Annotated in this window: 9 protein-coding genes; 2 read left to right on the forward strand and 7 right to left on the reverse strand. The window is 37.7% G+C overall.

From position 1 onward, the window contains the following. Nucleotides 1-4: 4 nt before the first annotated feature. Together DSM03_RS16235 and DSM03_RS16240 are read left to right on the forward strand one after the other, a co-directional pair. Nucleotides 5-922 (forward strand): alpha/beta hydrolase, encoded by a 918-nt coding sequence (locus DSM03_RS16235; RefSeq protein ID WP_128761824.1) that lies wholly within the window; start codon nucleotides 5-7, stop codon nucleotides 920-922. Nucleotides 923-1,088: 166 nt separating this feature from the next. After that, on the forward strand, nucleotides 1,089-1,844 hold the full coding sequence (locus tag DSM03_RS16240; RefSeq protein ID WP_128761823.1) for a DUF4369 domain-containing protein: 756 nt from the start codon (nucleotides 1,089-1,091) through the stop codon (nucleotides 1,842-1,844). Nucleotides 1,845-2,001: 157 nt separating this feature from the next. On the opposite strand, the gene DSM03_RS16245 is transcribed toward DSM03_RS16240, so the two are convergent. The 7 genes from DSM03_RS16245 to DSM03_RS16275 all read right to left on the reverse strand — a co-directional run. Next, the gene (locus DSM03_RS16245; RefSeq protein ID WP_128761822.1) at nucleotides 2,002-2,268 is read right to left on the reverse strand and encodes a hypothetical protein; all 267 of its coding nucleotides are present in this window, start codon (nucleotides 2,266-2,268) and stop codon (nucleotides 2,002-2,004) included. Nucleotides 2,269-2,310: 42 nt separating this feature from the next. Then, on the reverse strand, nucleotides 2,311-3,279 hold the full coding sequence (locus tag DSM03_RS16250) for a type I phosphomannose isomerase catalytic subunit (RefSeq protein ID WP_128761821.1): 969 nt from the start codon (nucleotides 3,277-3,279) through the stop codon (nucleotides 2,311-2,313). 79 nt (nucleotides 3,280-3,358) lie between these two features. Then, on the reverse strand, nucleotides 3,359-3,769 hold the full coding sequence (locus DSM03_RS16255; RefSeq protein WP_128761820.1) for a 6-pyruvoyl trahydropterin synthase family protein: 411 nt from the start codon (nucleotides 3,767-3,769) through the stop codon (nucleotides 3,359-3,361). Further along, on the reverse strand, nucleotides 3,766-4,284 hold the full coding sequence (idi, locus tag DSM03_RS16260; protein WP_128761819.1) for an isopentenyl-diphosphate Delta-isomerase: 519 nt from the start codon (nucleotides 4,282-4,284) through the stop codon (nucleotides 3,766-3,768). Before idi ends, DSM03_RS16255 begins: the two co-directional genes overlap by 4 nt. A gap of 104 nt (nucleotides 4,285-4,388) precedes the next feature. Next, entirely contained in the window at nucleotides 4,389-6,293 is a 1,905-nt protein-coding gene (locus tag DSM03_RS16265) for an OmpA family protein (RefSeq protein ID WP_128761818.1), read from the reverse strand. Nucleotides 6,294-6,307: 14 nt separating this feature from the next. After that, nucleotides 6,308-7,252, reverse strand: a complete 945-nt coding sequence (locus DSM03_RS16270; protein ID WP_128761817.1) for a PorP/SprF family type IX secretion system membrane protein — start codon at nucleotides 7,250-7,252, stop codon at nucleotides 6,308-6,310. A gap of 40 nt (nucleotides 7,253-7,292) precedes the next feature. Then, on the reverse strand, nucleotides 7,293-10,631 hold a 3,339-nt coding region (locus DSM03_RS16275; RefSeq protein ID WP_128763389.1), incomplete at its 5' end, for an Ig-like domain-containing protein.

Consider the following 10,631-nt stretch of genomic DNA (forward strand, 5'->3'; position numbering starts at 1 on the left):
CGCTATGCGTATAGCAGTTCTTCTGTGCTTTGTTCTTTTTAATGTTACGCTACATTCACAAAATTTATTAGAGTCTAACCTGAGGGTAAACAATCTCATTGCTGGTACGCTATTAGAAAAAAATAGTGAGTCAGATACGTTAGCGATTATTATTGCAGATTCTGGACCTACAGATCGAAACGGGAATCAGCGGAATGTGCAAAACAACAGTTTAAAGTTTTTAGCTGAAAAAATTACAGAGGAAGGTATTTCAACCTTTAGATATGATAAACGTTTAATCCCCTTAATTCGTCAAAATACACTTCAGGAAGAGCGTTTGCGCTTTGATGACTTAGTAAATGATGCAGTGGCTGTTATCAGCTTTTTTAAAGATAAATATTCTTCAATTATCCTTATAGGACACGCTCAAGGATCTTTAATAGCGATGCTCGCTGCTCAAAAGATTGAAGTGACTAAAATAATTTCTATTGCCGGAATGGGAGAATCGATAGATCAGCTTATAATAGGTCAACTAGAATTGCAGGCACCGGGACTTGTAGATAACGCAAAACAAGCATTTAAAGATCTAAAGGAAACCGGAAAGTCTAAAAATTACAGTCAGGGATTAGTTACAATTTTCAGGCCTTCTGTACAACCTTTTATGAAAAGTTGGATAAATTATGACCCTTCAGAAATAATAACAGAACTAGACTTACCCATACTTCTCATTCAGGGAACTAAGAACTTGCAAATTCCTCAGGAACAAGCAGAAATACTCAAAAGCGCAAAACCCGAAGCGCAATTAATTCTCATAAAAGATATGAATCACGTTCTCAAACAAATTGAAGGTGATGACCTCGAAAATTCAAAGTCCTATAATGAACCCTACAGACCTGTTTCTTCAGAATTAATAAAAAATATCATTTCTTTTATAGATGAATAACGAGCTTTTACAGTTCTGGAAAAATACACCTAAGATCTAAAATCTATACATTTTTCAATTCAACAGCCTCATTTTAAATCATTTTCACAAAAGTCGTGCTAATGACCCGTTGTATTAGCTTTTAAAAAAGATTTTAGGCATATTTGCAGCACACAAAATATTTAAAATGCGTACAAAATTAGCCCTTCTAAGCCTCATTGTATTATTCTTAGTAACAGCTTGCAGTAAAGAAGGAGACTTTAAATTAACAGGTAAAATAAACGGTCTAAAAAAAGGAACCATTTACCTTCAAAAAATCGAAGATACCACACTAGTTAATCTAGATAGTCTTGTGGTTGATGGCAACTCAGAATTTGAATTTATAACTGATTTGAAAGAACCTCAAATCGTGTATTTAACTTTAGACAAAGTAGATGCTTATGATTATGATGATCGTATCATGATTTTTGCTGAACCCGGCGAAATGACTCTAAATACTTCTTTAAAAAACTTTGAAAGTCAGGCGGCGATCACCGGTTCTGAAAACCAGCTTAAATTAGACGAGTATACTAAAATTATCAGACGCTTTAATGACCAGAATTTAGATCTGATCAAAAAAACCTTTGAAGTACGCAAAGAGGCAAATGAAGATTCTATTATTTACTACGACAATCAACTGCAAAATCTAACTAAGCGGAAATATCTATACACGGTTAATTTTGCTATAAATAATAAGGATTATGAAGTTGCGCCCTACTTAGCAGTTTCTGAAATTTTTGACGCTAACGTAAAATATCTGGATACCATTTATAATTCTTTAAAACCAAAGATTAAAAAATCTAAATACGGGAATGCTCTTAAAGGCTATATTAAAGAGCGTAAAAACGCAGAAAGTCAAACCACTAATACGGTTACAGACACTACCTATTCAGAAGATGATTAAGAAGTAAATCACCTTGAGGTAAGCCGAATAAAACTCAAGGAAAGGCTTTCGATTTCGCTGCAAACTTCAGCTCTTAATTCTAAATAAAAATCTATAACTAAAAACGCCTCGTGTTTTAAAACACGAGGCGTTTTTAATTCGCTTATTTTAAAAGATACTATAGAGCGTTTACACGATCTATTAAAGCTTTACCACGCTCTTCTAATTCTGCGTTAACAGCTTTAAAATGTTTACTGCGGTTTTCAACTTTATTGTCATTAACCTTTGCGATTAAATCATCAAAAGTTGCGATAGCATCGTCTATAATCGCTTCAGACTTACTGTGATCTTCTTTTGGGTTAATTGCTTCCCAGATGTACACTGCATCGATTATATCTCCTAAAACGAAGTTTATGTCTTTTTTGAGGTCTCTAATATTTGCCATAATATAAATTTTGCGCAAAAGTACGCTTAATTATCTCAGCTGTTATAGATAAACTTCTAGAATCTCACAATTATCAGCCTCTAAATGAACCGCTTTGTTTGCAGCAGGAATTAATAAGGTTTCACCTGATGAGAGCTTGTCATTTGTTATTCCATCTGAAAAACTAAGGCTACCCGAAACTACAATGATTATCGTGAAGGAGTCTGTTCTTTCTACAGTATAAGCTTGTTCTTGAATATTTACCCATTCCGTTTTAAAATAGGTATGATGCTTAACAATCTGAGCCTCGTTTTTAGCACTGCGATCATAATCCAATTTAAAATCTTGAGTGGTTTCAAAGTCTAAAACCTCTCGAGATTCTTTAACGTGTAAGTCACGTAAGTTACCATCATCATCCTTGCGGTTGTAATCGTAAACGCGATAAGTAACATCTGATGTTTGTTGAATTTCAGCCAATAAAACACCACCACCTATAGCGTGAATGCGACCTGCATTTATAAAAAAAGAATCTCCTTCTTCTACCACGTGCTCATCCATCACTTCTTCAATAGTAAGATTATCTATACGCTCATCATACTCTTCTTTTGTGATTTTTGTATTGAAACCTACTGTTAGCTTTGCACCTTCATCGGCCTGCATAATGTACCACATTTCGGTTTTACCTACTCCCGTAGGTGAAGTTGCGTCAGTAGGATGCACCTGGATAGAAAGATCACTGGCAGCATCAATAAACTTTATAAGTAATGGAAAATGAGGCCCAAAAACGTTATAAACCTTTTTACCTAAAAGTCCCTCAGGGTCTGAAACAATAGCTTCATTTAAAGTTTTTCCTGCTAAGGCTCCTTCTTTCACAATACTTTGCCCTTCTTCAAGATCTGCGATCTCCCAGCTCTCTCCCACTTTTGCAGTTGCATTATCTCCTTTTCCGAAGATTTCATGTAGCTTTTGACCTCCCCAAATTTTCTCTTTAAGAACAGGTCTAAATGTTAATGGATATACAGAATTGCTCATAATTTTTACAATAGCCACAAAGGCGTTTTATGATTAATGATTTTTATTTTTTGATTTTAATTATAAATGCATCAAAATTTTACTGACCGCTATAGCTTACAAAATTTCGCGGAGTTTCATAAAGTGTCACTTCAATATCAAATTCAGCTCCTATTTTTTTTCTCATTTTAGTATAGATAACCACACATATATTTTCTGCAGTAGGATTTAACTCCGCAAATTCCGGAACGTCTAAATTGAGGTTTTTATGATCAAAAGGGTCTTCTACTTCAGACTTGATGATATCTTTTAAGATTTTAAGGTCTATTACAAAACCAGTCTCAATATCTATTTCTCCGGTTACAGCAACTATAAGTTCATAATTATGACCGTGGTAGTTGGGATAGCTACATTTGCCAAAAACATCTAAATTCTTAGCATCATCCCAGTCTGACCTGTAGAGCCTGTGAGCAGCATTAAAATGAGCTTTGCGACTTACGGTTACTCTCATTGTGCTATATGATTGTAAAACTTTTCAAAAATGATTTTAAACCACTCGGTATAAATCTCAGGATGAACATTCATATCTTCTTTTATAGCTTCTAGGGACATCCACTTCCATGAAGCCACTTCATCTGGATTTAAGTTTGGCTCGCCTTCAAAATTACCTAGTAAAATATGGTCAAACTCGTGTTCTGTAAGACCGTTATCAAAAGGAGCTTTATAAATGAAAGAGATACTTTCTTCCAAGTCTACAGTAAAACCCATTTCTTCCATCAGACGTCTTCTACCAGCCTCTATATTAGACTCTCCTTCACGTTGATGACTACAGCAAGTATTTGTCCATAAACCTGGTGAATGATATTTGTGAAGTGCTCGTTGTTGAATCATCAATTCTTTTTTGCTGTTGAAAACAAATACAGAAAAAGCCCGATGCAATAAGGCTTTTTCATGAGCCTCTATTTTTGGCATCAAACCTATTTGCTGATCATTTTCATCAACGAGAATCACTAATTCTTCTTTCATAAACTATTTTTGACTGTAAATGTACAAATACCTTAAAGCCTTAACAATAGAAAAAGCCTTCAAAATTAGAAGGCTTTTTAGGGTTTGTGTTATGTAGATGCGCATTAATAACCTTGCACGATAAATTCACTACGTCTGTTAAGCTGATGTTCTTCTTCGGTACAGTTCACTCCATTGCTACATTTGTTAAGCAATTGTGTTTCTCCATAACCACGACCAGTTAATCGATCTCTAGAGATCCCGTTTGCTACCAGATATTCTATTGTAGATTTATTACGTCGTTCTGAAAGTGCTAAGTTATAAGCATCATTACCTCGACTATCAGTATGTGAACGTACGTCAATACTAATTTCGGGTAACTCTTTCATATACTTAACAATTATATCGAGTTCAGCAGCGGCATCAGGGCGTATAAATGATTTGTCAAAATCAAAATAAATCGGTTTTATAAACTTTCCAAGATCAATTTTTATACGCTCTAGTTCTATTACTAATCCAACCTCGGTTGACTCTTCAGGAATTTCTACCATTTTCTCTGCGGTAGTATATCCTTCCATTGCTGCACGAGCAAGGTAATTCTCGCCACACTCAGGTTCTTCATAAATAAAAGTAGCATCTGGCACTATTGCTTCTCCTGAAACTAAAAGCTCGTTTTCTAAATCTCGTATTCCAACTAAAGCTCCATTTAATGGTTCTTTAGTTTCTTTATCAATAACATTTACGGTTAAAATACTTTCACAAGCTTTGCGTATAAAGCTATAAATGTCATCATCTAACGGATCGTTAGCCCTGTTAGATGCAAAAAAACCGTTGCCTGAGTCTGTATCATAGATAAACGTAAAATCGTCTTTTATACTATTTATAGGTTCGCCGATATTTGAAAGTTCATTTTTCTCAAAATCGTATACATAAACATCAAGACCTCCCAATCCTCCTCTACCATCGGTAGAAAAATAGAGCTTACCATTTTTACCTACGAACGGAAAGGTTTCTCGGCCGGGAGTATTTATAGTTCCTCCCAAATTTTCAACATCTCCAAAGCTACCATCCTCGTTTAGATCCACTTTCCATAAATCAGATTCCCCTAATGTTCCCGGGCGATCTGAAGCAAAGTATAGAACCTTACCGTCTGGAGATATTGACGGGTGTGCTGTAGAAAAACTATTATCGTTAAATGGAAGTTCAACCACATTACCAAAAGTATCTCCTGACCCTTTTGTTGCTTTATAAAGTTTAAGTTTATTCGTTTTATTGCTATCTGAACGATACTGATCTGCTGTAAAGTTGTTTCGTGTAAAATATAATGCTGTTCCATCAGGAGATAGGGTTGCTGTACTCTCGTGAAACTCTGTATTGACAGGGCCCTTTAATTTTTCTGCTAAATTAACCTGACCAGTATCATCAATAGTACCTACATATAGGTCCAAAAACGGCTGATTGTTCCATTTATGTATTCGCGTTGTAAAGGTTCCTGTATCACGAGTTGAAGCAAAAAGCAATCGCTCTCCATAAAAAGCAGGAGCAAAATCTGAATAACCTGCTGCATTGACATTTAACTTGTTTATCGTATAATTCTGCCTTTCAGAACGAATTTTCTTAATTGTATTGGGATCATAATACGATTCACCAGAAGCATCCATAAGCTCCTGATAGCGTTCAATCATTTTGTCAGATTCATCATATTGCTCTACAGCTCTAAGCGCCTGAGCATATCTAAAATATTGATCCGGAGTTACAGATTCAGTATATTTTTCTACAAGCTTATCATACCAAGATACTGCTTCAGTATAATCTGCATTATAGTAAAAACTATCCCCAAGTTTAGAGAACAGGTCGGCTGACTCATAACCACTTTCTGCTACTCTTAAGTAAATCTTCTGAGAGTCAACAAAAGCATATTGATTAAACTTCTTATTCCCTTTAGCTACTTCACGCTCCTGAGCTACTACTACCTGAGAAGCATTAAGCACAAATACCAAAAGAAAAATACCATAATATCTTAGATTCATAGGGGTATGTTTTATTAAAAGAAACGAGGGGTTAACATACGGTTGTATTCTTTGAAAAGTTCAAAGCGTAAAAACAATTCATAGGTACCGTTATTGTACGTTGCATTACCAAGGTCTGTAGACTCGCGATCGTAGGCAAAGCCTATTAACAGTCCGTCATTAACTTGAAAACCTACTAATCCACTTAATGCAGCACTCCATCGGTAAGATGCCCCTAAAGTAAGCTTATCATAAAACATAAAGTTTGCATTCACATCTACTGCCAGAGGTGCTCCAGCAACCATCTTAACTAAGGTTGATGGCTTAAACTTCACGTTTCGGTTTAGATCAAAAACGTAACCTGCCAAACCATAGTAATGAATGTTCTCCTCTGCTACAAATGTTTCTGCTCCCTGAGATCCACTACGATCAAAATGATCGGTTTGTAATAACTGAGGTGCAGATAAACCTGCATAGAACTTAGAATCGTGATAAAAAACACCCACTCCTACATTAGGAGAAAGCTTATTATCTATATTAATTAAAAAAGGATCATTCGTATTAAAAGGATTCGTCCTGCTAAAATCTACATCTAATAAATCTAAAGACCCTTTTAAACCAAAACTAAACTTACCTTCAGCACCTGTCTCCAATGTATAACTGAAATCTACATTGAAATAAGTTTCTCGTGCAGGCCCCAGTACATCATTCACTAAACTAAAACCCATACCTACTTTACCCAATCCTATTGGACTGTGTACCGAAAGATTTTGAGTCCTGGGAGCTCCATCAAGACCTACCCACTGACTACGATGCAGTAACACAATACTCGTTACCCCACGGTTACCTGCATAAGCAGGATTTATAACCAGAGGATTGTACATATACTGCGTGTATTGAGGATCTTGCTGACTATAGCCTGAAGCTGCAATTAACAATACAAGCAGAAGTAGCAACTTACTCAAATTTCTTTTCATCATTATAAGTATTTTATTATAAGTACTCATTGAGTAATCTTTATTAATTAATGTAAAGGAATGAAGCTTTATTTCTTACAGCACCCGTATCTGGATCTGCATATTCTATAATATAGTAATAGGTTCCTGTTGGTAAACGCTCACCTCTCCTTACTGTCGCCCGACCATCAGAGAATCCGCTAAATACATTTCCGTTATCTATACTATAACCTTCAGTACTATACACTTCTACTCCCCATCTGTTAAAGATCTGAACTTTATTATCAGGGTATCTATCAATATTCTGAATCATAAAGATATCGTTAAGACCATCTCCATTTGGAGTCATCACATTATAAACGATAATATCTTCATCAGCAAGTACATTAGGAATTATGGTCACTGTTACATCATCTGGCTCACCATCGCCATCTACATCAACATCTGCAGGATTGTTTGGATCATCAGAAAGATCATCTATTACCTCTCCGTCTGGATTAACACCACTTACAAGAGCTTGATTTTCTACAGCCAATTGCTCAATATCACTTTGTGTTATAGAATAAACTGCAGTAAATGTTGTACTGTCTTCTTCACCAGGAGCCAGTTCTATTGGACCACCGGTAACATCGACTAATTCATCATCTATCACAATATCACTAATTGTGGTTTCACCAGTATTTATAACTCTAAATGTATAGGTTATAGTCTCTCCTATCTGAGGCCTTTGATCACCATTCTCATCATTAAACACTCCTACTTTTTCAAGGCTTAAACTTGAAATAAGTGCTGGTGGCGGTGGAGGAGGTGGTAAATTGGCATCTCTAACAGTAATATAAACTGTTGCTACATCTGTTGCAACTGGAGCTCCAGAGTCTACAATCTGATAGGTAAACTGATCTGTACCTACAAAACCATCATCAGGAGTATAAGTGAATGAACCATCAGCGTTTATTGCAAGTGTTCCATTTACAGGTCCATTTAGAGGTGTTACGCTGGTATCCACTGTTTGAGTTTGTCCTTCAGGATCAAAATCATTCTCCAACACATTTCCAGATATTATCTCATCAATAAGTGTAAAATAGGCATCATCATTAGCTACAGTACTGTTCCCTAAATCTAAGATTACCTCTATAGTCACTGTTCCCGTCGCACATAATGATGGATCTGCATCATCACATACGGTATACTCAAAACTATCCTCTCCTACAAAACCAGGCTCAGGAGTATAAGTATAGGTACCGTCAGGATTAACCGTTACACTGCCATTATTTGGTTGGGTGTTACCCGTTACTGTCAATGCGTCTCCATCAGGATCAAAATCATTGACTAACACGTTACCCGTAGCAGGAACACCGCTCTCTGTAATATTGGTATCATCATTTGCAACTGGTGACTCATTTTCATCTGAATCTTCTGCAGGAATCACCTCAATAGTAACATCTGCACTATCACAAGCCTGTGGACTACCGCCATCACAAACCTCATAACTGAAGCTATCGGTGCCGATAAAACCGTCATTTGGTGTATACGTATAGGTCCCGTCAGCATTGAATACCAAAGTACCATTAGCTGGCTGAGTCAATGCCGTGTAAACTTCACTGTCTACAGGTCCGTCAGGGTTCTCATCGTTAGTTCCTACATCACCACTCACAGGCTGACCTTCAAAGGTATCGTTGATGTCATTGATCGCTAAAATGTCGTTACCGCCATTCTCACTAGGATCGATACTGATGTATACCGTTGCGGTATCCTGTGCTCCGTTAGCATCCTCGATCGTATAGGTGAACTGATCCGCTCCGCTAAAGTCTGCATTTGGAGTATAGGTAAGACTTCCGTCTGCGCCTAAGGATACACTTCCGTTTAGTGCACTGGTATTACCTACTACACTGATCGCATCACCTTCAGGATCGCTGTCGTTAGCAAGTACATTACCCGTGATCTCCTCTCCGATATAACCGAAGTAAGCATCGTCGTTGGCTACAGTCGTATTACCGCTATCTGCTATAACCTCGATAGTCACTGTTCCTGTTGCACATAATGATGGATCTGCATCATCACATACGGTATACTCAAAACTATCCTCTCCTACAAAACCAGGCTCTGGAGTATAGGTATAGGTACCGTCAGGATTAACCGTCACACTTCCGTTGGTTGGTTGGGTGTTACCTGTTACTGTCAACGCATCTCCATCAGGATCAAAGTCATTAACCAGTACATTACCATCAACAGGAGTATCTGACTCCGTAATTGCTGTATCGTCATTGGCTACTGGTGCTGCATTATCAGGGGTTCCTACAGGAATCACCTCAATAGTAACATCTGCACTATCACAAGCCTGTGGACTACCGCCATCACATACCTCATAACTGAAGCTATCGGTGCCGATAAACCCGTCATTTGGTGTATACGTATAGGTCCCGTCAGCATTGAATACCAAAGTACCATTACTTGGCTGAGTCAATACCGTGTAAACTTCACTGTCTACAGGTCCGTCAGGGTTCTCATCGTTAGTTCCTACATCTCCACTCACAGGCTGACCTTCAAAGGTATCGTTGATATCATTGATCGCAAGGATAACATTCCCTCCGTTTGGACTAGGATCAATACTGATGTATACCGTTGCGGTATCCTGTGTTCCGTTAGCATCCTCAATCGTATAGGTGAACTGATCCGATCCGCTGAAGTCTGCATTTGGAGTATAGGTAAGACTTCCGTCTGCGCCTAAAGATACACTTCCGTTTAGTGCACTGGTATTACCCACTACACTGATCGCATCACCTTCAGGATCGCTGTCGTTAGCAAGTACATTACCGGTGATCTCTTCTCCGATGTAACCGAAGTAAGCATCGTCGTTAGCAACAGTCGTATTACCGCTATCTGCTATAACCTCGATAGTCACTGTTCCTGTTGCACATAATGATGGATTTGCATCATCACATACGGTGTACTCAAAACTATCCTCTCCTACAAAACCAGGCTCTGGAGTATAAGTATACGTTCCGTCAGGATTAACCGTTACACTTCCGTTGGTGGGTTGTGTATTACCGGTTACTGTTATAGTATCTCCATCAGGATCAAAGTCGTTAACCAGTACATTACCATCAACAGGAGTATCTGACTCCGTAATTGCTGTATCATCATTGGCTACAGGGGCTGCATTATCAGGGGTTCCTACAGGAATCACCTGAATAGTAACATCTGCACTATCACAAGCTACAGGGCTTCCGCCATCACATACCTCATAACTGAAGCCATCGGTGCCGATAAACCCGTCATTTGGTGTATACGTATAGGTCCCGTCAGCATTGAATACCAAAGTACCATTACTTGGCTGAGTCAATACCGTGTAAACTTCACTGTCTACAGGTCCGTCAGGGTTCTCATCGTTAGTTCCTACATC

It is taken from the genome of Leeuwenhoekiella aestuarii (assembly GCF_004104055.1).
Classification (GTDB): Bacteria; Bacteroidota; Bacteroidia; order Flavobacteriales; family Flavobacteriaceae; genus Leeuwenhoekiella; species Leeuwenhoekiella aestuarii.

Coding starts and splice junctions, on each gene's coding strand:
- DSM03_RS16235 (WP_128761824.1), top strand. CDS start 5: ATGCGTATAGCAGTTCTTCTGTGCTTTGTTCTTTTTAATGTTACGCTA.
- DSM03_RS16240 (WP_128761823.1), top strand. CDS start 1,089: ATGCGTACAAAATTAGCCCTTCTAAGCCTCATTGTATTATTCTTAGTA.
- DSM03_RS16245 (WP_128761822.1), bottom strand. CDS start 2,268: ATGGCAAATATTAGAGACCTCAAAAAAGACATAAACTTCGTTTTAGGA.
- DSM03_RS16250 (WP_128761821.1), bottom strand. CDS start 3,279: ATGAGCAATTCTGTATATCCATTAACATTTAGACCTGTTCTTAAAGAG.
- DSM03_RS16255 (WP_128761820.1), bottom strand. CDS start 3,769: ATGAGAGTAACCGTAAGTCGCAAAGCTCATTTTAATGCTGCTCACAGG.
- idi (WP_128761819.1), bottom strand. CDS start 4,284: ATGAAAGAAGAATTAGTGATTCTCGTTGATGAAAATGATCAGCAAATA.
- DSM03_RS16265 (WP_128761818.1), bottom strand. CDS start 6,293: ATGAATCTAAGATATTATGGTATTTTTCTTTTGGTATTTGTGCTTAAT.
- DSM03_RS16270 (WP_128761817.1), bottom strand. CDS start 7,252: ATGATGAAAAGAAATTTGAGTAAGTTGCTACTTCTGCTTGTATTGTTA.